A 23,258-nucleotide genomic window follows, 5' to 3' on the forward strand; every position below is an offset into this window, starting at 1 on the left:
GGGTCGCCGTGCTGGCGGGCGGCTGGGTGAGCGGCCGCGCTTGCGAAGTGCCGGTGGCACTTCGCGCGGACGCGAACGCCCGGCCAGGGATGGCCGGGCCGGGGGTCAATGGGGAGCTGCCGTCGCGCCAGGGATGGCTGCGCCAGGCTGCGGGAGGCGCCGCGCGTGGCTAGGAAGACCAACGATCCCAAGGATTTCGGCCGGGTCGCCGTGCTGGCGGGCGGCTGGAGCAGCGAGCGTCAGGTCGCGCTGTGGAGCGGCGAAGGCATCCACAAGGCGCTGCTCGACAAGGGCGTCGATGCGACGCTGATCGACGCGACGCCCGAGCGCGTGCTGAACCTCAAGCACGAAGGCTATGACCGCGTCTTCAACATCCTGCACGGCACCGGCGGCGAAGACGGCACGGTGCAGGCGGCGCTCGAGCTGCAGGGCATTCCGTACACCGGCAGCGGCGTGCTCGCCTCGGCGCTGGCGATGGACAAGCTGCGCACCAAGCGTCTGTGGAAGGCCGAAGGGCTGCCGACGCCGGACTGGCTGTGGATCGAGAGCGAACGCGATCTCGACGAGGCGGCGCGCCGCTTCGGCTTGCCGCTGATGATCAAGCCGTCGGAAGAAGGCTCCAGCGTCGGCGTCAGCAAAGTGAAGTCGGCCGATCAGCTGTACCCGGCCTGGCAGCTGGCGCGCGGCGACCGGCAGCGTGTCGTCATGGCCGAGCGCTTCATCGGCGGCGGCCGGCACGGCCACGAATTCACCTGCGCGATCCTCAACGGCGAAGCCCTGCCGACGATCCGCATCGAGCCGGACGGCGAGTTCTACGACTACCAGGCCAAGTATCTCTCCGACAACACGCGCTACCACTGCCCGAGCGGCCTCGACGCCACGCTCGAGCGCGAGATCCAGGCGATCTGCCTGCGCGCTTTCGAGATTCTGGGCGCGCGCGCCTGGGGCCGTGTCGACTTCATGCTCGATGGCGACGACCGTCCGTGGCTGATCGAAGCGAACCTCGTGCCGGGCATGACCTCGCACAGCCTCGTGCCGATGGCGGCCAAGGCGCGCGGCATCGACTACGCCTCGCTGTGCTGGGCGATTCTCGAAGACACCCTCAGCGGTGCGGCGGAGGGCGGCGGATGACCGCGCTGGGAGCTGCCTATGCCATGGACATCGCTGTGCTGCCGTTTGGCAAGTCGCCAGGCAAGGCGCGGGACCCGCACTTGGGTGATTCCCGAGAAACGGCCCGCAGCGCGGCATGGCGGCTTGCCAAAAAACGGCATCCCAAAGGGGCCGGACCGTTTTGGCCCATCGCGGCGTCACTCGTCGCTTGCGCGCGTTCGAGTGCGCGGCGCTCCTCGTTTCTGGCGCTGGGCCAAAACGGCCTCGGCCACAGCGATGCCCATGGCACAGGCAGCTCCCACATGACGGCCGACGACCTGCTCGACTTCGATTCCACGCCGCTGCGCCGGCACCTGCTGCTGGCGATCGGCATCGCCGCCTTCGCGGCGGTGCTCGCCGCCGGCTGGGGCGCACTCGAATTCGGCAGCCGCGAGCCGGTCGCGCGCATCCAGGTCGAGGGCCGCTTCACGCGCCTCAAGCTCGCCGATGTCGACGCCGCCGTGCGGCCGCTGGTCGATCGCCGTTTCGGCGAGCTCGACCTCGGCGCCGTGCGCGCCGCGGTCGAGGCCTTGCCGTGGACCTCGCGCGCCAGCGTCGAGCGCGTGTGGCCGGCGACCGTGCGCGTGCGCGCCTGGGAGCGCGTGCCGTTCGCACGCTGGGGCGACGACGCCTTGCTCGATACCGAGGCGCGCGCCTTCACGCCGCCGGCGGCCGAGATTCCCGAAGGCCTGCCGCAGCTCGCCGGCACCGCCGGACACGAGGCGCTGGTCGCCGACATGTTCCGCGCCCTCAGCGCGCGGCTGATCCAGTCCTCGTTCCCGCTGCAGGGCCTCACGCAGGACGCGCGCGGCGAATGGAACGCGCACACCGCGAACGGCGTCGAGCTGCGCTTCGGTCGCGAGGATCCGCAGGACAAGCTCGAGGTGCTGCTCGGCCCGGCCGAGCACGCGCTGAAGGACCGCATGGCCGACGTGCAATACATCGACCTGCGCTACACGAACGGATTTTCCGTCGGTTGGCGCACGTCGCCGAAACCTGAATCGAAGAGCGAACCGAGGGAGGGCCACTGAATGGCACGCCGCGAAGAGCGCAACCTGCTGGTCGGCATCGACATCGGCACCGCGAAATGCGTGGCCGTGGTCGGCCAGCAGATGCCGGAAGGTCACATCGAAATCGTCGGCTACGGCGAGGCGCCGTCGCGCGGCATGAACCGCGGCGATGTCGTCAACATCGAGCACACGACGCAGGCGATCAAGCGCGCCGTCGAGAACGCCGAGCACATGGCGAACTGTCGCGCGCAGTCGGTGTTCGTCGGCATCTCCGGCACGCACATCCGCAGCCTGAACTCGGCGGGCGTCGCGCCGGTGCGGGCCGGCAGCGTGTCGGAGCGCGACGTCGACAACGTCATGGACGCGGCGCGCGCGATCGCGATTCCGGCCGACCAGAAGATCCTGCACGTGATCCCGCAGGAGTTCGTCGTCGATGGCCGCGAGGGCATCCACGATCCGGTCGGCATGCACGGCGTGCGGCTCGAGGCCAAGGTGCACATCGTCACCGGCTCGATCTCGGCGGCGCAGAACATCTACAAGTGCGTCGAGAGCTGCGGCCTCAAGGTCGACAAGCTGATCCTGCAGCACCTCGCGTCGAGCTACGCGACGCTGCTGCCGGACGAGCGCGATCTCGGGGTCTGCATGGTCGACATCGGCGGCGGCACCTCGGACATCGCCGTGTTCCGCGGCGGCACGATCCGCCATACCGCCGTGCTGCCGATCGCCGGCAACCAGGTCACCAACGACATCAGCGTCGCCTTCCGCACGCCGGCGCCGTACGCCGAAGAACTGAAGGTGCACTACGGCGTGGCGCTGCCGCAGTTCGCCGCCGCGCACGAGGAGATCGAGGTGAAAGGCGTCGGCGACGCGCCGTCGCGGCGCCTGTCGCGCCTGACGCTGGCCGAGGTCATCAAGCCGCGCTACGAGGAACTGTTCCGCTTCATCCGCAAGGAGCTGCACCGCTCGGACTGGTACGAGCTGGTCGCCGGCGGCGTGGTGCTGACCGGCGGCGCGGTGCAGATGCCGGGCGTCGTCGAGCTCGCCGAGGAGGTATTCGAGCTGCCGGTGCGGCTCGGCCTGCCGCACGAGGTGCAGGGCATCAAGGACGTGGTGCGCAACCCGGCCTGCGCGACGGCGGTCGGCCTGCTCATGTACGGGCGCCAGAACGCGCCGCAGGTCGCCGCGGTGCCGACGCAGGGCGTCGGCCACTGGCTGGCGCGCGTCAACGAATGGATCAAGGGCAGTTTCTGAGCGGCGAAGAGGTCGGGCTGGTAGTGAAATTTTTACGTTTTCTGAAGTCTTGTCATTGACATTGGCACAGTGATTCATTATTTTAATTTCGCGGAAATGTTTACAAAGAAAAACGGACATCCGCGGGCCGAGTCTGCAGGACTTCGTGAAGTGAGCGCGTGGCGGCAGGCGCGCGTTTGGATGAACACGGACGAGCGCCTCTGAGGCGTCAGGAGCACAAAGATGGGCGGACAGACACGGGAAATTTTCGAACTGATGGATGGCCAGCGGCGACGCGCGGTCATCCGCGTCATCGGCGTCGGTGGCGGTGGTTGCAACACCGTCAACCAGATGGCGCAGGCGTCGATCGAAGGGGTCGACTTCATCAGCGCCAACACGGATCGCGATCACCTTGAGCGCTGCGTGCCGACCAATCAGCTGCAGATCGGCGCGGAGATCACGCGCGGCCTCGGCGCCGGCTCCGATCCGAACGTCGGCCGGCAGGCGGCGGAAGAGGATCGCGACCGCATCCGCGAAATGATCGAAGGCACGGACCTGCTGTTCGTCACCGCCGGCATGGGCGGCGGCACCGGCACGGGCGCGGCGCCGGTCATCGCGCAGATCGCCAAGGAGCTGAACATCCTCACCGTCGCGGTCGTCACCAAGCCGTTCGCGCACGAAGGCAAGAAGCGCATGGCCGTGGCGCAGCGCGGCATCGACGAACTGCGCCAGTTCACCGATTCGCTGATCCTCATTCCGAACGAAAAGCTGTCGCTCGTGCTCGGCAAGAAGGTGACGCTGCTGAACTGCTTCAAGGCCGCCAACGACGTGCTGCAGAACGCAGTGCAGGGCATCTCCGACCTGATCACCCGTCCGGGCCTGATCAACGTCGACTTCGCCGACGTCAAGACGGTGATGTCGAACCGCGGCATGTCGATGATGGGCATCGGCATGGCGACCGGCGAGGATCGCGCGCAGCGCGCCGTCGAGATGGCGCTGTCGAGCCCGCTGCTCGACGACATCGAGCTGCACGGCGCGCACGGCCTGCTGGTCAACGTCACCTGCGACGAGAGCCTCTCGCTCGAAGAGTACGAGTACATCAGCGCGCGCGTCAGCGAGATCGCGTCCGACGAGGCCGATGCCAAGGTCGGCATGTCGATCAATCCGAACCTCAACGGCGAGCTGCGCGTGACGGTCGTCGCCACGGGCCTCACCGGCAGCAAGGCGGTGGCGGCGCCGACGCTCAGCGCGCCGGCCGCCATGCCGGGCAATCCGCGCGTCGCGCAGTTCATCCGTCCGGCCGAGCCGGCGCTGTACGCGCAGACGCAGCCGGCCTATGGCCAGCCGATGCCGCACATGGGTTCGCCGAACCTCGAGATTCCGGCCGTGCATCGCCAGCAGCAGCGCAAGGTCGCGGCGACCGGCGGCAGCGCGTTCCCGCTCGGGCTCGACGAGGACATCATCAACATTCCGGCTTTCCTGCGGAATCAGGCGGACTGAAATCCGTTCGCTGCCGCCGTCCACCGTCCGGGGCGGCGGCCGCCACCGGCGCCCTGGCGTCGGACTGACCCGCTGCGAAACTGCTGTTACAATTCCGTGTCCTTGGCGCGGCGCTGCTTGGCGCCGCGCCTTTCCTTTTTTTGCCGGACAGAAGGTGACATGGTTCGTCAACGCACGCTGAAGCAGGCGGTACGCGCGAGCGGCATCGGCCTGCACTCGGGTCGCAAGGTGTACATGTCACTGCTGCCCGCCGGCCCGGATACCGGCATCGTCTATCGCCGCACCGATCTCGATCCGCCGGTCGAGATTCCCTGCGACGCGCACATGCTGCGCGAGGCCGTCATGTGCAGCACGCTGGTCAACGACGCCGGCGTGAAGATCATGACCGTCGAGCATCTGATGTCGGCGCTCGCCGGCCTCGGCATCGACAACTGCGTGGTCGAGCTGTCGGCGCCGGAAATCCCGATCATGGACGGCAGCTCCGGTCCGTTCGTGTTCCTCGTGCAGTCGGCCGGCATCCACGAACAGGACGCGCCGAAGCGCTTCCTGCGCATCCGCCAGCCGGTGCAGGTGCAGGACGGCGACAAGTGGGCGCGCTTCGAGCCCTATGAAGGCTTCCGCCTCGCCTTCAACATCGACTTCAAGCATCCGGTGTTCAAGTCGTCGGGGCAGACCGCCGTCATCGAATTCTCGACGGCGAACTACGTCAAGGAAGTGTCGCGCGCGCGCACGTTCGGGTTCCTGCGCGAACTCGATACCCTGCGCGCCAACAACCTCGGCCTCGGCGCCAGCCTCGACAATGTCGTCGCGCTCGACGACTTCCGCGTCGTCAACCATGATGGCCTGCGCTACGACGACGAATTCGTGCGCCACAAGATTCTCGACGCGGTCGGCGACCTCTATCTGCTCGGCCACCCGGTGATCGGCGCCTATACCGCCTACAAGTCCGGCCACGCCCTCAACAACAAGCTCGTGCGCGCCGTACTCGACGATCCGTCCTCATACGAGATCGTGACCTTCGAGGACCAGGCGGCCAGGGCGCCGATCGCCTACGTCCGCGGCAGCCTGGCGACCGCCGCCTGAAGTCGCGGGGGCGGCGGCCCAATTCTTGCTCGTCAATCCGGCCGAGTGGCCGGCTTGCTCTGTTGTGGTGCGGCCCCTACACTCGGGGCTAGACCGTGATCGGGGGGCGTACCTTGGCTTCGAGCCGGGTACAGGAAAGCCGGAAACGGTCGTTCAGCCATTCCAACAATGAGCCGCTGCGGTGACGCAAGGGCACGAGGGCTGACGCGGAAGCCGAAAAGATCACCACGGTCTGCTCGCGAATGTTCGCGACGCGGATCTGTTGGATCCAAGGCTCGTCGCACCAGAGAGGCAAGGCGCGGTTGATATCGGTGAGGCATTGCAGGCGTGCGAGCCACGGCGTGCCGCTGCTGTTTTGCGGCAACCGATGCATCAGCTGCTTTACGGATAGCGGATCGCGCACCAGGGACTCGGGCAAGGGACGATGGATATTATTGTAGTCAGCCACCAGCGTGGACGGACCTGGCGTCTGCGCCTTGACGTGCGTCACGTCTTTGGCTGGCTGCCGTTCGCGCTCGCCGGCCTGCTGCTGCTGGGCGCGAGCTTTGCCGTCGGATACTGGACGCGCGGAGGTTCGAGCGTGCTGCCGCCGCGGCTGGTCGCCGCCTGGGCGGCCGAAGTCGGGCAGCAGCGGCAGGCGCTGTCGGTGGCCCGGGCCGAAGCCGAGGAGAACTCCGCGGCGCTGTCGCGCCGGCTCGCCGAATTGCAGGCGCACGTGTTGCGTCTCGACGCCGCCGGCCAGCGGCTCACCGAGATCGCCGGGCTCGACGAAGGCGAGTTCAATTTCAGCCTGCCGCCGGCGATCGGCGGCCCCGAGGACGCCAGCGAGGACGCGCCGGACGACCCGGTGCTGCGCTCGCTGGCCAATTACGAGCGGCAGCTGAGCGACCGCGAGCGCCAGTTCCGCGTGCTCGAGGACTTGCTGGTGGCGAGCCGCCTGCAGCGCGAGGTACGGCCCTCGGGCTGGCCCATCCAGGCGGGATTCATCAGCTCACTGTTCGGTACCCGCACCGATCCGTTCACCGGCCGCATGGCGCGGCACGCCGGCATCGATTTCGCCGGCCGCATGGGCGCCAGCGTGCAGGCCGTCGGTGCCGGCATCGTCACCTACGCCGGACCGCGCGAGGGCTACGGCAATCTCGTCGAGATCAACCACGGCAATGGCTACGCGACCCGCTACGGGCACAACAGCGCGGTGCTCGTGCACATGGGCGACAAGATTTCGCGCGGGCAGGCCATCGCCCGCATCGGCTCGACCGGCCGCTCGACCGGTCCGCATGTGCACTTCGAAGTGCTGTACAACGGGACTCAGGTCGACCCCCAGGCCTTCATCCAGGCCGCGCGCTGAGCCTGCGGCGGCCGCGCGGCTTGAATCGCTGCGGCCCGCCCCAAGCAAGGCATAATACGCGCCCAAATAAGCGTCATTCTCTTTTGGCCGGGCGCCACGCGCGTCGGCCTACCGCCCTGTCACGAGCTTATGTTCAACAATGTTTTGGCCCGGGTCTTCGGAAGCCGTAATCAGCGCATCCTGAAGAAGCTCGACCCGCTGGTGGCAGCCGTCGGCGCGCTCGAAGCGAAGTACGCGGCGCTCGGCGATGCCGAGCTGGCGCAACAGACCGTCGTGCTGCGCGAGCGGCTCGCCAAGGGTGAAACGCTCGAGCAGATCCGCGCCGACGCCTTCGCCGTGGTCCGTGAAGCCGGCAAGCGCGTGATGGGCATGCGCCACTTCGACGTGCAGCTCATCGGCGGCGCGATCCTGCACGAAGGCAAGATCGCCGAAATGCGCACCGGCGAAGGCAAGACGCTGGTCGCGACCCTGCCGGCCTATCTCAATGCGCTGCCCGGCAAGGGCGTGCACGTGGTCACCGTCAACGACTATCTGGCGCGTCGTGACTCGGAGTGGATGGGGCGCATCTTCCGCTTCCTCGGCCTGTCGGTCGGGGTCATCGTTTCCGGCCAGACCACGGAGGAGAAGCGCGAGGCCTACGCCTGCGACATCACCTACGCGACCAACAACGAACTCGGCTTCGACTATCTGCGCGACAACATGGCCTTCTCGCTCGCCGATAAGGTGCAGCGCGGCCACCACTACGCGATCGTCGACGAAGTCGACTCGATCCTGATCGACGAGGCCCGCACGCCGCTGATCATCAGCGGCCCGACCGATGACGATCCGGAGCTGTACCGCAAGATCAACGCGCTGATCCCGAAGCTGGTCGCGCAGAAGGAAGAGGATGGCCCGGGCGATTTCTCGGTCGACGAGAAATCCAAGCAGGTGCATCTCACCGAGGAAGGCCACGAGAAGGTCGAGGACCTGATGCGCGCGGCGCAGCTGCTCGATGCCGAGGACTCGCTGTACGACGCCTCGAACATCGTCCTGCTGCATCACCTCAACGCCCTGCTGCGCGCCCACCATCTGTACAAGCGCGACGTCGAGTACATCGTGCGCGGCGGCCAGATCGTCATCATCGACGAATTCACCGGCCGCATGATGCCGGGCCGCCGCTGGTCCGACGGCCTGCATCAGGCCATCGAGGCGAAGGAAAGCGTCAAGATCCAGCAGGAAAACCAGACGCTCGCCAGCATCACCTTCCAGAATTACTTCCGCCTGTACGGCAAGCTGTCCGGCATGACCGGCACGGCCGACACCGAGGCCTTCGAGTTCCAGAGCATCTACGGCCTCGAAGTGGTGGTGATCCCGACCAATCGGCCGATGCTGCGCAAGGACCAGGGCGACCTGGTGTTCATGAACGCGCAGGACAAGTTCAAGGCGGTGATCGCCGAGATCAAGCAGGCGCATGCCAAGCAGCAGCCGGTGCTGGTCGGTACCGCGAGCATCGAGACCTCCGAGCTGCTGTCGGGCCTGCTGAAGAAGGAAGGCATCGCGCACGAGGTGCTGAACGCCAAGCAGCACGAGCGCGAGGCGGAGATCGTCGCGCAGGCCGGCCGTCCGGGCGCGGTGACGATCGCGACGAACATGGCGGGCCGCGGTACCGACATCGTGCTCGGCGGCAATCTCGATGCCGAGATCGCGCAGCTGCCGGAGGACGACGCCGCCGCGCGCGAAGCCGCCAAGGCGGCGTGGAAGCAGCGCCACGAGCAGGTGCTGCAGGCCGGCGGCCTCTACGTCATTGGCTCCGAACGCCACGAATCGCGGCGCATCGACAACCAGCTGCGCGGCCGTTCCGGCCGTCAGGGCGATCCCGGCGCTTCGCGCTTCTACCTGTCGCTCGACGACACCCTGATGCGCATCTTCACGCCGCCGCGCATGCGCGCCATGCTGCAGGGCCTCGGCATGCAGGAAGGCGAGGCGATCGAGCATCGCTGGGTGACGCGCGCGATCGAGACCGCGCAGCGCAAGGTCGAGGCGCACAACTTCGACATCCGCAAGCAGCTGCTCGAATACGACAACGTCGCCAACGACCAGCGCAAGGCCGTATACGAACTGCGCGACCAGATCATGGCGGCCGAGCGCGTCACCGACATGGTCGACACCATCCGTCCGGACGTCGTCAGCGCCGTGATCGACGCGCACATCCCGCCGCAATCGATCGAAGACCAGTGGGACGTCGAGGGCCTGCAGGAAGCCTTCCGCCGCGACTTCGCGCTCGACCTGCCGATCAAGAAGTGGCTGGACGAGGAACGCGATCTCAACGAGAAGAGCCTGCGCGCGCGCCTGCTCGATCAGGTTCGCGGCGCCTATGAAGCGAAGAAGGCGCAGGTCGGCGCGCCGGTGCTGGAGCACTTCGAGAAGGCGGCGATGCTGCAGACGCTCGACAATCTCTGGCGCGAGCACTTGGCCGCGGTCGACTACCTGCGCCAGGGCATCCATCTGCGCGGCTACGCGCAGAAGGACCCGAAGCAGGAGTACAAGCGCGAGGCCTTCGGCATGTTCAACGACATGCTGGCGCGCTACAAGCACGAAGTGATCACCATGCTGTCGCGCGTGCGCATCCAGACCGAGGCCGAGGTTCAGGCCGTCGAGGAACAGCGCCGGCGCCAGGCCGAGCTGCTCGAAAAGCGCATGCAGCTGCAGCACGACGCCGCGCCGACCGCCGTCGACAATGCGCCGACCGAAGCGGCGCCCGCCCCGGGGCCGGCCGTCGCGCCGCGCCGCTTCGAGCCGGCGCCGGTCGCCGTCGAGCGCCCGGCGACGATGGTGCGCGAGATGCCGAAGGTCGGCCGCAACGATCCTTGCCCTTGCGGCAGCGGCAAGAAGTACAAGCACTGCCACGGCGCTCTCGTCTAGCGCTGCGCATTCGTCTGCTGCGCGGGCCGATCTCGCGCCCGCCGTGCTCGCTGTGCTGCAGCACAGCTGTGCGCGGCGAACGCGACCTCGGCCCTGCTCACAACGACGACTGCGCAGCGCCTCGCGTTTGCTGCGAGTGTGGAGCTTTTGAAGCCGCTGGCTTGAACAGCCGGATCACCGCAAAATGGCGAGGCGCCTGGGTAACGGGCGCTTTTCTTTTGGCTGTCATTGGAATCGTCATGGCCGTCCATCTGTCCGAACCAAAGAATCTGTTGCCGGTCGCCGGCGTGCGTCTCGGCGTCGCCGAGGCGGCGATCAAGAAACCGGGGCGCAACGATCTGCTGATCGTCGAGCTTGCCGAAGGCAGCCGCGTTGCCGGCGTGTTCACGCAGAACGCCTTCGCGGCCGCGCCGGTGCAGCTGTGCCGCGAATATCTGCAGGCCTCGTCGGCGATTCGCGCCCTGGTCGTCAACGCCGGCAACGCCAACGCGGCGACCGGCAGCGGAGGGCTCGATGACGCGCGCGCGACGACGCAGGCGGTCGCCGCCGCGCTCGGCTGCGCGGCGGCCCAGGTCCTGCCGTTCTCGACCGGCGTGATCGGCCAGCGACTGCCGATGGATCGCCTGCTGGCGGCGGTGCCGAAAGCCGCGGCGGCGCGCGACGCCGGCCACTGGAATCTCGCGGCGCGCACCATCATGACCACGGACACCGTGGCGAAGGGCGCGAGCCGGCGCGTGCAGACTTCGCAAGGCGAGATCACCGTCACCGGCATCGCCAAGGGCGTCGGCATGATCGAGCCGCACATGGCGACCATGCTGGCCTTCGTCGCCACCGACGCATGCCTGACGCCGGCTGCGACCGATGCGGCGCTGCGCGCGGCGGTCGACGTGTCGTTCAATTGCGTGACCGTCGACAGCGACACCTCGACCAACGATTCCTGCGTGCTTTGCGCGACGGCACAGGCCGGCACGCGCGACATCGATGTGGACGATGTCGATTACGGCGCGGTGTCCGCCGCGATCCGCGAGGTTTGCCTGCTGCTGGCGCAGGCCGTGGTGCGCGACGGCGAGGGGGCGACGCGCTTCATCACCATCGACGTCGGCGGCGCGCGCGACGTCGCCGAGGCGCGTCAGGTCGGTTACGCGATCGCCAACTCGCCGCTGGTGAAGACGGCGATGTTCGCCGGCGACGCCAACTGGGGGCGCATCGTCATGGCGATCGGCAAGGCCGGCGTCGCCGGCCTCGACCCCGGCAAGGTCGGCGTCGCGCTCGATGACGTGATCCTGCTCGAAGGCGGCGAGCCGCATCCCGGCTACCGCGAGGAGCGCGGCGCGGCGATCGTCGCCAGGCCGGAATTCACGATCCGCGTGACGCTGGGCCGCGGCGACGCGCAGGCCCGGCTGTGGACCTGCGACTTCAGCTACGAGTACGTGAAAATCAACGCGGAATACCGCACCTGATGCGACCGCGCATCGCCGTCGCCGCCGGCTGCCTCGTCAATGCGGCCGGCGAGGTGCTGATCGCGCAGCGGCCCGAGGGCAAGATCGCCGCCGGGCAGTGGGAATTTCCCGGCGGCAAGATCGAGGCCGGCGAATCGCCGCGCGCGGCGCTGCTGCGCGAGCTGCACGAGGAACTCGGCGTCACCGTGCGCGAGGCGCGGCCGCTGATCAAGGTCGTGCACGACTACAGCGATCGCACGGTCGAACTCGATTGCTGGCGCATCACCGCCTGGGGCGGCGAAGCGCAGGGTCGCGAGCGGCAGGCGTTGGCCTGGGTCGCGCCGGCGCGGATCAAGGATTATCCGATCCTCGCCGCCGATGGGCCGATCGTCGCCGCGCTGCGCCTGCCGGCGCACTACGTGTTCACGCCGCCGGACATCGATGCCGACGCGCTGCTCGCGCGCCTGCCGCGCCTGCCGCACGGCGCGCTGCTGCGCCTGCGCCTGCCGGCACTGCGCGACGGGGACTATCGCGCGCTCGCCGCCGCGGTGATTGCCGCGGCGCGGCCGCTGGGTCTGCGCGTCATCGTCGATCGCGAACCGGAGATGGCCGCGCGGATCGGCGCGTCGGGCTGGCACGCGACGACGACAGTGCTCGCCACCCTGCCGGCCCGGCCGGCCGGCCCGGCCTTGTGTCTGGCGTCGGCGCACACGCCGGATGAGTTGCGGCGTGCCGCCGCGCTGGGCTTCGACGCGGCGGTGCTCGGCGCGGTGCGGCCGACCGCCAGCCATGCGGGCGCGGCGGGCCTCGGTGAGGCACAGGCGGCGCACTGGACGCAGCGCGCCAACCTGCCGGTGTACTGGCTCGGCGGGATGGGGCCGGACGATCTGCACGCCGTGCAGCAGCGGTATGCGCAGGGCATCGCCGCCATCAGCGCCTACTGGTCCTAAAGCCTGTCAACGCTACGGCTTGTCGGGATCGCCGGGCGGCGTCTGGTCGTCGCTCGGAATGCCGAAACGGCCGCCGAACCATTCGCCGAGATCGAGCAGCTTGCAGCGCTCCGAGCAGAAGGGACGCCAGGGATTGCTGTCGTCGAGGCGCACCGACACGCCGCATTGCGGGCAGGAGCCGATGCGATAGGGACGACCGCCGTTTTCGGGTGCCGGCGTGCTCACAGATTGCAGCACTGCAGCTGGAAGGCAATGTCGCTCTGCGCCTGCTGGGCGCGACTGCTGATGTCGCGCAGGCCCATGAAGCGCACCGTGAAGCGGTGGCGGCCGGCGCTGATCTCCGGATAGACGCCGGCGGCCGCCGGCACCAGCACGCGCACCAGCACGCAGGGGCCGGTCGGCGTGTGCAGATAAATGCCGTTGCCGGCCGAGACCGCCTCGGGCTGCACGCTGCTGCGCAGCAGCTTCAGGTACAGCAGGATGGCGCGCTCGAAGGGGCGCAGGTCGGCGAACCAGGCGTCGAGATCGCGCTCGATGTGCGCGCGCGGCTGCGACAGCCACCAGTGGTAGTGCGGCAGGTCGAAGCCGCAGGTGCCGCCGGGAATCGTCGAGCGGTTGAGGATGCTGGTGAGAAAGTCGCTGCCGCGCAGCAGCGAATTGGCGAACTGCGTGGCGAGCTGCTGCAGTTCGTTGAGCGCCGCGGTGATCTCGGCCAGCACGCCGCGCAGGCGTTCCTGGTCGACGCTCGGTTTCGCCGCGAGGCGCGTGAGATGGTGATACTGATCGGTCAGTTCCTTGAGGATGTCGTTCTTCAGGTCGGAGCGCGAGATGACGACCAGCAGATCGAGCAGCGCGTGCAAGGTCGAGCGCACGCCGTGCACGGCGCCGTCCTTGCGATGGTGGCGATACTGCGCGAACAGCAGCTCGAGGCGCAGAAAGGTGCGCACCCGCTCGTTGAGCGGCTGCTCGAACACCAGATCCGCGACGTCCCGTTCGCTCACTTCAAGGTATGACGGCTAAATTTTGATTGTGAACGAGTTCTCAATAGCCGGCAAACGCAGGCCGGGGGCCTTGAAGTCGCCGCGTTCGGCGAGTTGCAGGTAATAGCGATGCAGGCTGGCGACCGCTTGCCTCACGGCCGCCGGCTCGCCGGCGTTGAACAGCACGTCGTGCGCGGCGCCGAGGCGCGCCTCGCGGCTCAGCTGTGCCGCGAGCATCTGCCGCGCCAGCGACTCGGCAATGCGGTCGCGCTCGACGAGCCGCGCCAGCTGCAGCTCGACCGGCGCATCGACCAGCAGCACGCGGTCGACCATGTCCTGCATCTTCGCTTCGAGCAGGATCGCCACGCTGAGCATGCAGTACGGGCCGCGCTGCGTCGCGCGCCAGGCCCGCATCCGTTCGCGAATCAGTGGATGCGTGATCGCTTCGAGCCGCTGCCGCGCCGCGGCGTCGGCGAAGACGTGCTCGCGCATGCGGCGGCGGTCGAGCCCGCCGTCGGCGGCGATGAAGTCCGCGCCGAACTGCGCGGCGATCGCGGCGAGGCCGGGCGAGCCGGGCGCGACCACGTCGCGCGCGACGCGGTCGGCGTCGAGCACCGGCACGCCGAGTGCCTCGAACTGCGACTGCACCAGCGACTTGCCGCTGGCGATGCCGCCGGTCAGGCCGATGGTCAGCGTCATGCCATCACCGCCCGCAGGTAGAGATGGTTGAGCGCATCGCCGAACATCAGCACCAGCCAGCCCGCCGCCGCCAGATAGGGACCGAAGGGAATCGGCACCTCGCGGCCATGGCGGCGCGCGACGATCAGCGCGACGCCGACCGCGGCGCCGACCACCGACGACAGCAGCACGATCGCCGGCAAGGCCTGCCAGCCGAGCCAGGCGCCGAGCGCGCCGAGCAGCTTGAAGTCGCCATAGCCCATGCCTTCCTTGCCGGTCGTCAGCTTGAACAGCCAGTAGATCGACCACAGCGCGAGATAGCCCGCCATGGCGCCGGCGACGGCGGCGCGCAGGTCGGCGAACACCGGCACGAACGCGAGCAGCAGGCCCAGCCACAGCAGCGGCAGCGTCAGATCATCCGGCAGCAGCTGCGTGCGCAGGTCGATCACCGCGAGCGCGAGCAGCGTCCAGCTGAGCAGCAGCGCCGCGGCGAGCTGCGGTCCGTAGCCGAAGCGCCAGGCGCAGGCCGCGGCGAGCAGGCCGGCCGCCAGCTCGACGAGCGGATACTGCAGGGAAATGCGCGTGCCGCAACTGGCACAGCGGCCGCGCAGCGCGAGCCAGCTCAGCACCGGCACGTTGTGCCAGGGCTTGATCGGCGCCCCGCACTGCGGGCAGCACGACGGCGGATGGGCGAGCGTGACGCGCGCTTCGTCGAGCGGCGGCAGCTCCAGCGCCTCGCGCGCCTCGCGCTTCCAGGCCTGTTCCATCATGCGCGGCAGGCGCAGGATGACGACATTGAGGAAGCTGCCGATCAGCAGGCCGAGGATCGTCGCGCAGGCGACGAGCAGGACCGGACTGCTGCGCAGCCCTTCGAGCAGGGTCATGGCGGCTTCCGGCTAGATCGCCTGGCCGAGCTTGAAGATCGGCAGGTACATGGCAACGACGAGGCCGCCGACCACGACCCCGAGCACCGCCATGATCATCGGTTCCAGCAGGCTCGACAGCGCATCGACGAGCGCATCGACTTCGGCCTCGTAGAAGTCGGCGACCTTGGCGCACATCGAATCGAGCGCGCCCGACTCTTCGCCGATCTGCACCATCTGCGTCGCCATGTTCGGGAACAGGTTCGCCTGCTGCATGGTGAAATTGAGCTGCTGGCCGGTCGCGACCTCGTCGCGCATCTTGAGGATGGCTTCGGTGAAGATGATGTTGCCGGCCGCCTTGCCGACCGATTCCATCGCCTCGACCAGCGGCACGCCGGCGGCGAACATGGTCGACAGCGTGCGCGCGAAGCGCGCCACCGCGGACTTGTAGAGAATGTCGCCGATCACCGGCACCTTCAGCAGCACGCGATCGAGGAAGCGCCGGAACGCCCGCGATCGCTTGTGGGCGAACGTCAGGCCGAAGACGCTGCCGCCGATGATCAGCGCGATCATCCACCAGAACGACTGCACGAACTTCGACAGGCCGATCACCATCAGGGTGAAGGCCGGCAGGTCGGCGCCGAAGCCCTGGAACAGGTCCTGGAACTGCGGCACGACGAAATACAGCAGGATGCCGGTGACGATGAAGGCGACGACGATGACGGCCGTCGGGTAGGTCAGCGCCTTCTTGACCTTCTTCTTGATCGCCTCGGTCTTTTCCTTGTACGTGGCGATCTTGTCGAGCAGAGCTTCCAGCGTGCCGGACTTCTCGCCGGCCTCGACCAGATTGACGACGAGATCATCGAAATGGAGCGGGAACTTGCCGAGGCTCTCGGAAAACGAGGAGCCGCCCTCGATGTTCAGCTTGATCGCCATGATCATCTCGCCGAGGCTCGGATTGTCGTGGCCGCGGCCGACGATCTCGAGCGACTGCACCAGCGGCACGCCCGCCGCCATCATCGTCGCCATCTGGCGCATGAAGATGGCGATCTCGGCGCTGGTGATCTTGCGCTTGCGCTTGGCGAACAGCGCCGACTGCTTGCGCACGAAGATGGGATTGATGCCGTCGCGGCGCAGCTGCAGGCGAATGAAGTGCTCGCTCGGGCCGACGCGCTCGCCCTTGATGCGGTTGCCCTTGCGATCGGTGCCCTCCCAGCGAAACTGATGTTCCTTCACTGCCGGCGCGTTGGCCATCTGTTGCGTCCCCTAGACCCGTTTTTCATGTGCCGCCCTGCCGCGGCGTCCCGCCCCGTTCAGTCGCCGACCGTACAGGCATTGGCCTGAAGCAGGTCGATCACGCCGTTGCGCACCTTGCGCAGGGCCGAGGCGCGCAGATCGGCGACGCCCTCCTGTGCGGCCTGCCGCGCGAGCTCGATCGCGCTGCCGCCCTCCATGATGATCTGGCCCATCGCCGGCGAGAACGGCATCACCTGATAGATGCCGGTACGGCCCTTGTAGCCGCCGTCGCACTGGTCGCAGCCCACCGCTTCGTAGATCTCGAAATCCGGGCTGTCGACCTCGGCTTCGCTGAAGCCCTGGCGCAGCAGTTCGGCGCGCGGGATTTCGGCGCGGCGCTTGCAGCTCGGACACAGCTTGCGCGCCAGGCGCTGGGCGATGATCAGCGACAGCGTCGAGGCGATGTTGTAGGCCGGCACGCCCATGTTCATCAGGCGCACCACGGTTTGCGGCGCGTCGTTGGTGTGCAGCGTCGACAGCACGAGATGGCCTGTCTGCGCGGCCTTGATGGCGATCTCGGCGGTTTCCAGGTCGCGGATTTCGCCGACCATGATGACGTCCGGGTCCTGACGCAGGAAGGCCTTCAGCGCCGCCGCGAAAGTGAGGCCGACGCGCGGATTGACGTTGACCTGGTTGATGCCGGGCAGATTGATTTCCGCCGGGTCCTCGGCCGTCGAGATATTGATGTCGTCGGTGTTGAGGATGTTGAGGCCGGTGTAGAGCGACACGGTCTTGCCCGAGCCGGTCGGTCCGGTGACGAGGATCATGCCCTGCGGCTGCTGCAGCGCCTTGAGATAGCCTTCCTTCTGGTCGGGCTCGTAGCCGAGCGCGTCGATGCCGAGCTGCGCCTGCGAGGGATCGAGGATGCGGCAGCAGATCTTTTCGCCGAACAGCGTCGGACAGGTGCTGACGCGGAAATCGATCGCCTTGGTCTTCGAGATGTACAGCTTGATGCGGCCGTCCTGCGGCACGCGGCGCTCGGCGAGGTCGAGGCGCGACATGACCTTGACGCGCGCGGCGAGGCGCCCGGCCATCGCCGTCGGCGGCGTGGCGACGGTCTTCAGCTCGCCGTCCTTGCGGTAGCGGATGCGGAAGGATTTCTCGTACGGCTCGAAATGGACGTCCGAGGCGCCCTGGTTGATGGCGTCGACCAGGATCTTGTTGACGTAGCGGACGATCGGCGCGTCTTCGGCGTCGGCCTTGGTGACGTCGAGGCCGGTATCGGCTTCGCCGCCCTCGACCTCGAGATTCTCGAGATCGGCGTCGCCGAGATCCATCTTCTGCGCTTCGGTGGCCTGGATCGCCGCGTCGATGGCGCGGACGAGCTTGTCCTCCTCGACCAGCACCGCCTCGGTCATGTTGCCGGTGGCGAACTTGATCTCGTCGAGGGCCTGCAGATTGGTCGGATCGGAGACGGCGACGAAGGTCTTCTTGCCGCGCTTGAACAGCGGCAGCGCGTGCACCTTGCGCAGGACCTTGTCGCTGACTTCGCGGGCGACCGCCGGGTCGATGTCGAGCGCGGCGATGTCGACCAGCGGCGCACCGAACTCGAGGCTCGCGGCCTCGGCGATCTTCTGCGCCGACAGCATCTTGCTTTCGACCAGCGCCGAGACGAAGGGCACGCCGTTCTTCAGTGCGCGCTGCTGCGCGTCACGCGCCTGCTCGTCGCTGATCAGCTTGTCGGCGACGAGCCGGCGCGCCAGTCCGCCGAGGAAGACGGGATTCGCGGGAGGAGCGGTACCGATAGCCATGCGTTCGATCAGCCGGAATGCGTCGTACGGGGCAGTGGATGATCACTGCAATGTAGGGGCCGCCCGTGGCGGGCGTCAATGCGGCCACGCTCCGGACACCGCCGGCGGGGAGTCCGCCCGTCGGCGGCGCCGCGCGTCCGGCAACGCAAAACGGACGGCGGACCGTCCGTTTTGCTCAGGCGATACGGCACCGTCGCCGTTCGCGGGTCGGCGCCGCGCGCGCCGCCGCGGCGCGCGGCCGGGTGCCTCAATTGCGCTTCATCGAATCGAAGAACGCGGCATTGGTCTTCGACTGGCGCATGCGGTCGATCAGCAGCTCCATGGCGGCGATTTCGTCCATGTCATGCAGCAGCTTGCGCAGGATCCAGACCTTGTTGAGATCGGTCGGGTCCATCATCAACTCTTCCTTGCGGGTGCCGGAGCGGTTGATGTTGATGGCCGGGAACACGCGCTTCTCGGCGATGCGGCGCTCGAGATGCAGTTCCATGTTGCCGGTGCCCTTGAATTCCTCGTAGATGACTTCGTCCATCTTCGAGCCGGTGTCGACCAGCGCCGAGGCGAGGATGGTCAGCGAGCCGCCTTCCTCGATGTTGCGCGCGGCACCGAAGAAGCGCTTCGGCTTCTGCAGGGCATTGGCATCGACGCCGCCGGTCAGGACCTTGCCGGACGACGGCGCGACGGTGTTGTAGGCGCGCGCCAGACGCGTGATCGAATCGAGCAGGATGACCACGTCGCGCTTGTGCTCGACCAGGCGCTTGGCCTTCTCGATCACCATTTCGGCGACCTGCACGTGACGCGAGGCCGGCTCGTCGAAGGTCGAGGCCACGACTTCGCCGCGCACCGTGCGCTGCATGTCGGTGACTTCTTCCGGACGCTCGTCGATCAGCAGCACGATCAGGTACACGTCCGGATAGTTGGCCGCCAGCGACTGCGCGATGTTCTGCATCATGATCGTCTTGCCGGCCTTCGGCGGCGAGACGATCAGGCCGCGCTGGCCTTTGCCGAACGGCGCGACGAGGTCGATGATGCGCGCGGTGATGTCTTCGGTGGTGCCATTGCCGCGCTCCATCTTGTACTGCTTGTCGGCGAACAGCGGCGTCAGGTTCTCGAACGAGACCTTGCGCTTGGAAACTTCCGGCGGCTCGAAGTTGATCGTGTCGACCTTGAGCAGCGCGAAGTAGCGCTCGTTGTCCTTCGGCGAGCGCACGCGGCCGGCGATCGAGTCGCCGGTGCGCAGCGAGAAGCGGCGGATCTGGCTCGGCGAGATGTAGACGTCGTCCGGGCCGGCCAGATAGGAGCTGTCCGGGCCGCGCAGGAAGCCGTAGCCGTCCTGCATGATCTCCAGCACGCCCTCGGTGTAGATGTGATCGCCGCGCTTCGCCGAATGGCGCAGCAGCTGGAAGATCAGGTCCTGCTTCTTGACGCGGGCGATGTTCTCCAGGCCCTGCGCCTCGGCCAGTTCCAGCAGCTCGGACGCCGTCATGCGCTTGAGGTCCGGAACGCGGATGACCTTCGGCGGTTCCGGCGGCGTCTGCGGCGCGCCATTGAGCTGGGCGGCGCCGCCTTCGCCGTCGTCGTCCGACATCTGCGGCGCCGGCATGCGCGGCTGGTCGGCGTGCGCCTCGGCGCTCAGCGACAAGGCAAGCCCTTCGTCGCCGCCCTCGACGTCATCCGGCTGGATGTCTTCAGGGAAACCCTGATTCCCGTTCTGGTTGCCGTTGTGATTTCCGCCCTGGTTGCCCTGGCGGTTCTGGCCACGCTGGAAACGGCGACGATGCTTCATAAGGGGTTTGCTGGATCAGGCGACGGTAATGTGGGGAGCGACGAAGGCGGTGAGCTGAGCCTTGTGTACGGCGCCGACCTGCGTCGCGGCCGGCGCGCCGTTCTTGAACAGGATCAGCGTCGGGATGCCGCGGATGCCCAGCGAGGCCGGCGTCTGCGGGTTTTCGTCGACATTGAGCTTGACGACCTTGAGCTTGCCGATGTTCTCGGCGGCGACCTGATCGAGGATCGGCGCGATCATGCGGCAGGGACCGCACCATTCCGCCCAGAAATCGACGAGCACCGGCTGCGTCTGGCTGGCGAGCTTGACGTCCTGCTCGAAGCTGGCGTCGGTCACGGCGGAAATGTGTTCACTCATGGATGGGCCTCGGCAATGGAAGGGGCTGCGGGAAAACGCCCGCACGCTCCGGAAGTGGGGTCGGTTCCTGCGGATCGAGCCGCGCAAAACCGGCGGCAGATCGCTATGATTAATCTTTGTACGACGGGGAAATAGCGCGGACCGGATGCAGCAAGCGTTTCAAATCGCTGCAGGGTCATTGATTGAGCGTTATTTGATCTGAAACCTCCGCGCCTTGCAAGAGCCGATCCGCCTGCCGGCAAGACCTTTGATGCGAACTTGAATGCAACCTGACCACCTTTCCAGCACGCGCTTCGCCGACCTGCCCCTGCATCCGACGCTGCAGGCGAGCCTGGCGCAGCTCGGCTATACCCATTGCACGCCGATCCAGGCGCAGGCGCTGCCCAAGGCGCTCGCCGGCGAGGATCTCGCCGGGCAGGCGCAGACCGGCACCGGCAAATCGGCCGCCTTCCTGCTGGCGGCGATGAATCACCTGCTCACGCATCCGCGCGCCGAGGGTGACGATCCGAACCAGCCGCGCGCCTTCATCCTCGCGCCGACGCGCGAGCTGGCCGTGCAGATCCACAACGACGCGCTCGGCCTCGGCAGCCAGACCGGCCTGCGCATGACGGTCTGCTACGGCGGCGCCGGCTACGAGCTGCAGCGCCAGAGCATCGAGGGCGGCGTCGACATCCTGATCGGCACGCCGGGCCGCCTGATCGACTACTTCAAGCAGGGCACCTATCACCTCAAGCAGATCGAGGTGCTGGTGCTCGACGAAGCCGACCGCATGTTCGATCTCGGCTTCATCGCCGACATCCGCTACCTCATCCGCAAGATGCCGCCGGCCGCGCAGCGCAAGAACTACCTGTTCTCGGCGACGCTGTCGCACCGCGTGCTCGAACTGGCCTTCGAGCACATGAACAATCCGCAGAAGATCGAGATCGAGCCCGATCAGGTCACCGCCGAGCGCGTGCGCCAGGAGCTGGTGCACGTCGCCAACGACGAGAAGCTGCCGTTCCTGGTCGGCCTGCTGCGCAGCCGCAACGCCTTCCGCACGCTGGTTTTCCTCAACACCAAGCGCGGTGCCGAATTCGTCGAGAGCGGACTCAAGCTCAACGGCTTCGACGCGCGCGTGCTGTCCGGCGACGTTTCGCAGGGCACGCGCCTGCGCCTGCTCGAGGATTTCAAGGCGGGCAAGCTGCCGGTGCTGGTCGCCACCGACGTCGCCGCGCGCGGCCTGCACATTCCGGGCGTCGATCTGGTCGTCAACTACGATCTGCCGCAGGACCCGGAAGACTATGTGCACCGCATCGGCCGCACGGCGCGCGCCGGCGCCTCGGGTGACGCGGTGTCGCTGTGCTGCGAGACCTGGGTCTACTCGCTGCCGGAGATCGAGAAGTACATCGGCAACCGCCTGCCGGTGATGGCCGACGGCCATGCCCTGATCGCCACCGACTTCGTCGCGCCGAAGCCCGAACCGCGCCGTCATCACGGCGGTCCGAGCGGCGGACGTGGACGTCGTCCGGCGCACCGGCGGCGCTGAGTTGCCCAGGGTCCGGCCGCGAACGCCGCCGCGGGCCCGACGGCCGCCATTGCCTTGTTGGGAAATATTGATATATTCCGGCACTTAGGAGAGAAACCTGAGATGAACCGCGGCCCCTACCGAGCCTTGACCGGCGTCGACTACGAAGTGACCAGGCCGCGCGCACGACCGCGTCGCCTGCAAGCCCTGCTCGGCCTGGTGGCGCTCACCGCGTTCGGCTCGATCTGGCTGCTGCGCGACGATGCTTCGGCCAATGAAACCGCCGCGATGCGAACGAGCGCCGCCGCGACGGCCACGACGGCCGACGCCACTGGCGCGGCGCTGCGCATTCCGCTGACGCAGGTCGCGACCACGTCCGGTGCGGGCGCCTCGGCGGCGACCGCCGCCGACGAGCAGGGCGAACCGGCGGCGATGCAGCTCGCGGCCCTGTCCGCGCTGCCGGCCGGCGCGCAGGCCGCGCGTGAGGCGGCCGCCGTGCAGGCGCCGGCCAACGCCGAAACGCCGGACGAGGATGTCGTCGATTCGATCACCGAGCAGATCGAGAAGAAACCCGAGAAGAGAAAGCTCAGCCTGCCGAAGGGGCTGAAGCTCAAGTCCAGCGTGGTGCTGGTCGTCGACCAGAACACGCAGGAAGTGCTCGCCGAGCAGAACGCCGACACCGCGCAGCCGATCGCCTCGCTGACCAAGCTCATGACGGCGCTGGTGGTGAGCGAAGCCAAGCTGCCGCTCGACGAGATCATCGAGATCACGCGCGACGACATCGATCTCGAGAAGCACTCGTACTCGCGGCTGTCGCCCGGGCTCAAGTTCACCCGCCAGGAGCTGCTGCTGCTGGCGCTGATGTCGTCGGAGAACCGTGCCGCTTCGGCGCTCGGTCGCGCCTATCCCGGCGGCCGCGCGGCCTTCATCCGCGCGATGAACGCCAAGGCCCAGCAGCTCGGCATGACGCACACGCATTACGTCGACAGCAACGGCCTGTCGAGCGGCAATGTCTCGACCGCGCACGATCTGGTCAAGCTGGTCGAGGCCGCCTACAAGGTGCCGCTGATCCGCGAGTTCTCGACCGAGGTCGAGCACACCGTCAAGCCCGGCCGGCGCACCCTGCATTTCGTCAGCAGCAACCGCCTCGTGCGGGCGAGGAACGACTGGCGCATCGGCCTGCAGAAGACCGGTTTCACCAACGAGGCCGGCCGCTGCCTCGTCATGCAGGCGACCGTGAAAGGCCGTCCGCTGGTCATGGTGCTGCTCGATTCCGACGGCACCTACACGCGCTTCGCCGACGCGCAGCGCGTGCGCAACTGGGTGGAAGGCCGCGGCAGTTCGGTCGCCACCAAGACCACGGCGTCGAGCAAGTCGCCGAGCCGCCGCGCGCGCGCGCGCAGCTCGTCCTGATTCCGCGAACACGCGGCAGCGCA

General features: G+C 67.8%; 20 protein-coding genes. 11 read left to right on the forward strand and 9 right to left on the reverse strand.

All coding sequences use genetic code 11. The features are described from left to right. Positions 1-165 precede the first annotated feature (165 nt). The 5 genes from K344_RS0106855 to lpxC all read left to right on the forward strand — a co-directional run bounded on the left by K344_RS0106855 (position 166) and on the right by lpxC (position 5,972). The gene (locus K344_RS0106855) at positions 166-1,131 is read left to right on the forward strand and encodes a D-alanine--D-alanine ligase (protein WP_028080049.1); all 966 of its coding nucleotides are present in this window, start codon (positions 166-168) and stop codon (positions 1,129-1,131) included. A gap of 281 nt (positions 1,132-1,412) precedes the next feature. After that, positions 1,413-2,180 carry a cell division protein FtsQ/DivIB gene (locus tag K344_RS20560; RefSeq protein WP_051361966.1) on the forward strand — a complete coding sequence of 256 codons (768 nt, stop codon included), beginning with the start codon at positions 1,413-1,415 and terminating at the stop codon, positions 2,178-2,180. After that, positions 2,181-3,410 (forward strand): cell division protein FtsA, encoded by a 1,230-nt coding sequence (ftsA, locus tag K344_RS0106865; protein WP_028080050.1) that lies wholly within the window; start codon positions 2,181-2,183, stop codon positions 3,408-3,410. A gap of 222 nt (positions 3,411-3,632) precedes the next feature. Then, complete coding sequence (gene ftsZ, locus K344_RS0106870) at positions 3,633-4,889, forward strand: cell division protein FtsZ (protein ID WP_245586140.1); 1,257 nt, start codon at positions 3,633-3,635, stop codon at positions 4,887-4,889. Positions 4,890-5,048: 159 nt separating this feature from the next. Beyond that, the gene (gene lpxC, locus K344_RS0106875; RefSeq protein ID WP_028080052.1) at positions 5,049-5,972 is read left to right on the forward strand and encodes a UDP-3-O-acyl-N-acetylglucosamine deacetylase; all 924 of its coding nucleotides are present in this window, start codon (positions 5,049-5,051) and stop codon (positions 5,970-5,972) included. 88 nt (positions 5,973-6,060) lie between these two features. Here lpxC and K344_RS0106880 read toward each other — a convergent pair whose 3' ends face one another. Further along, positions 6,061-6,462, reverse strand: a complete 402-nt coding sequence (locus tag K344_RS0106880; RefSeq protein ID WP_169729252.1) for a hypothetical protein — start codon at positions 6,460-6,462, stop codon at positions 6,061-6,063. Between K344_RS0106880 and K344_RS0106885 the strand changes: the two genes are divergently transcribed. The 4 genes from K344_RS0106885 (at position 6,454) to K344_RS0106900 (ending at position 12,610) form a co-directional block, all read left to right on the forward strand. Next, a complete protein-coding gene (locus K344_RS0106885) occupies positions 6,454-7,320 on the forward strand; it encodes a M23 family metallopeptidase (protein ID WP_245586141.1) in 867 nt (288 codons plus the stop codon). The genes K344_RS0106880 and K344_RS0106885 overlap by 9 nt on opposite strands. A gap of 129 nt (positions 7,321-7,449) precedes the next feature. Continuing rightward, on the forward strand, positions 7,450-10,221 hold the full coding sequence (gene secA / locus K344_RS0106890) for a preprotein translocase subunit SecA (protein WP_028080055.1): 2,772 nt from the start codon (positions 7,450-7,452) through the stop codon (positions 10,219-10,221). Between the two features lie 239 nt (positions 10,222-10,460). Next, positions 10,461-11,681 carry a bifunctional glutamate N-acetyltransferase/amino-acid acetyltransferase ArgJ gene (gene argJ / locus K344_RS0106895; protein ID WP_028080056.1) on the forward strand — a complete coding sequence of 407 codons (1,221 nt, stop codon included), beginning with the start codon at positions 10,461-10,463 and terminating at the stop codon, positions 11,679-11,681. Then, on the forward strand, positions 11,681-12,610 hold the full coding sequence (locus tag K344_RS0106900) for a Nudix family hydrolase (protein ID WP_028080057.1): 930 nt from the start codon (positions 11,681-11,683) through the stop codon (positions 12,608-12,610). Before argJ ends, K344_RS0106900 begins: the two co-directional genes overlap by 1 nt. A gap of 12 nt (positions 12,611-12,622) precedes the next feature. On the opposite strand, the gene K344_RS20565 is transcribed toward K344_RS0106900, so the two are convergent. The 8 genes from K344_RS20565 to trxA all read right to left on the reverse strand — a co-directional run bounded on the left by K344_RS20565 (position 12,623) and on the right by trxA (position 20,318). Next, positions 12,623-12,835, reverse strand: coding sequence for a DNA gyrase inhibitor YacG (locus tag K344_RS20565; RefSeq protein WP_043113966.1), 213 nt, complete (start codon positions 12,833-12,835; stop codon positions 12,623-12,625). Beyond that, positions 12,832-13,611 carry a cell division protein ZapD gene (zapD, locus tag K344_RS0106910; protein ID WP_028080058.1) on the reverse strand — a complete coding sequence of 260 codons (780 nt, stop codon included), beginning with the start codon at positions 13,609-13,611 and terminating at the stop codon, positions 12,832-12,834. Before zapD ends, K344_RS20565 begins: the two co-directional genes overlap by 4 nt. Positions 13,612-13,626: 15 nt before the next feature. Then, complete coding sequence (coaE, locus tag K344_RS0106915) at positions 13,627-14,289, reverse strand: dephospho-CoA kinase (protein ID WP_028080059.1); 663 nt, start codon at positions 14,287-14,289, stop codon at positions 13,627-13,629. Next, the gene (locus K344_RS0106920; RefSeq protein ID WP_028080060.1) at positions 14,286-15,152 is read right to left on the reverse strand and encodes a prepilin peptidase; all 867 of its coding nucleotides are present in this window, start codon (positions 15,150-15,152) and stop codon (positions 14,286-14,288) included. Before K344_RS0106920 ends, coaE begins: the two co-directional genes overlap by 4 nt. A 12-nt stretch (positions 15,153-15,164) precedes the next feature. Continuing rightward, on the reverse strand, positions 15,165-16,385 hold the full coding sequence (locus tag K344_RS0106925) for a type II secretion system F family protein (RefSeq protein WP_028080061.1): 1,221 nt from the start codon (positions 16,383-16,385) through the stop codon (positions 15,165-15,167). Positions 16,386-16,444: 59 nt separating this feature from the next. Further along, positions 16,445-18,178, reverse strand: a complete 1,734-nt coding sequence (gene pilB, locus K344_RS0106930; RefSeq protein WP_051361967.1) for a type IV-A pilus assembly ATPase PilB — start codon at positions 18,176-18,178, stop codon at positions 16,445-16,447. A 247-nt stretch (positions 18,179-18,425) separates the two neighbouring features. Next, positions 18,426-19,661, reverse strand: coding sequence for a transcription termination factor Rho (gene rho, locus K344_RS0106935; RefSeq protein ID WP_245540489.1), 1,236 nt, complete (start codon positions 19,659-19,661; stop codon positions 18,426-18,428). Positions 19,662-19,976: 315 nt separating this feature from the next. Then, the gene (trxA, locus tag K344_RS0106940) at positions 19,977-20,318 is read right to left on the reverse strand and encodes a thioredoxin (RefSeq protein ID WP_028080063.1); all 342 of its coding nucleotides are present in this window, start codon (positions 20,316-20,318) and stop codon (positions 19,977-19,979) included. Between the two features lie 262 nt (positions 20,319-20,580). Here trxA and K344_RS0106945 point away from each other — a divergent pair, with 262 nt between their 5' ends. Further along, a complete protein-coding gene (locus tag K344_RS0106945) occupies positions 20,581-21,843 on the forward strand; it encodes a DEAD/DEAH box helicase (protein WP_028080064.1) in 1,263 nt (420 codons plus the stop codon). A gap of 102 nt (positions 21,844-21,945) precedes the next feature. After that, positions 21,946-23,235: a D-alanyl-D-alanine endopeptidase gene (pbpG, locus tag K344_RS22895; RefSeq protein WP_051361968.1), complete on the forward strand. Its 1,290-nt coding sequence runs from the start codon at positions 21,946-21,948 to the stop codon at positions 23,233-23,235. The last annotated feature ends 23 nt before the right edge of the window (positions 23,236-23,258 follow it).

It is taken from the genome of Solimonas soli DSM 21787, assembly GCF_000474945.1.
GTDB classification, from domain to species: Bacteria; Pseudomonadota; Gammaproteobacteria; order Nevskiales; family Nevskiaceae; genus Solimonas; species Solimonas soli.

Coding starts and splice junctions, on each gene's coding strand:
- K344_RS20560 (WP_051361966.1), top strand. CDS start 1,413: ATGACGGCCGACGACCTGCTCGACTTCGATTCCACGCCGCTGCGCCGG.
- pbpG (WP_051361968.1), top strand. CDS start 21,946: ATGAACCGCGGCCCCTACCGAGCCTTGACCGGCGTCGACTACGAAGTG.
- trxA (WP_028080063.1), bottom strand. CDS start 20,318: ATGAGTGAACACATTTCCGCCGTGACCGACGCCAGCTTCGAGCAGGAC.
- coaE (WP_028080059.1), bottom strand. CDS start 14,289: ATGACGCTGACCATCGGCCTGACCGGCGGCATCGCCAGCGGCAAGTCG.
- lpxC (WP_028080052.1), top strand. CDS start 5,049: ATGGTTCGTCAACGCACGCTGAAGCAGGCGGTACGCGCGAGCGGCATC.
- pilB (WP_051361967.1), bottom strand. CDS start 18,178: ATGGCTATCGGTACCGCTCCTCCCGCGAATCCCGTCTTCCTCGGCGGA.
- ftsZ (WP_245586140.1), top strand. CDS start 3,633: ATGGGCGGACAGACACGGGAAATTTTCGAACTGATGGATGGCCAGCGG.
- secA (WP_028080055.1), top strand. CDS start 7,450: ATGTTCAACAATGTTTTGGCCCGGGTCTTCGGAAGCCGTAATCAGCGC.
- K344_RS0106920 (WP_028080060.1), bottom strand. CDS start 15,152: ATGACCCTGCTCGAAGGGCTGCGCAGCAGTCCGGTCCTGCTCGTCGCC.
- ftsA (WP_028080050.1), top strand. CDS start 2,181: ATGGCACGCCGCGAAGAGCGCAACCTGCTGGTCGGCATCGACATCGGC.
- K344_RS0106925 (WP_028080061.1), bottom strand. CDS start 16,385: ATGGCCAACGCGCCGGCAGTGAAGGAACATCAGTTTCGCTGGGAGGGC.
- rho (WP_245540489.1), bottom strand. CDS start 19,661: ATGACGGCGTCCGAGCTGCTGGAACTGGCCGAGGCGCAGGGCCTGGAG.
- argJ (WP_028080056.1), top strand. CDS start 10,461: ATGGCCGTCCATCTGTCCGAACCAAAGAATCTGTTGCCGGTCGCCGGC.
- K344_RS0106900 (WP_028080057.1), top strand. CDS start 11,681: ATGCGACCGCGCATCGCCGTCGCCGCCGGCTGCCTCGTCAATGCGGCC.
- K344_RS0106945 (WP_028080064.1), top strand. CDS start 20,581: ATGCAACCTGACCACCTTTCCAGCACGCGCTTCGCCGACCTGCCCCTG.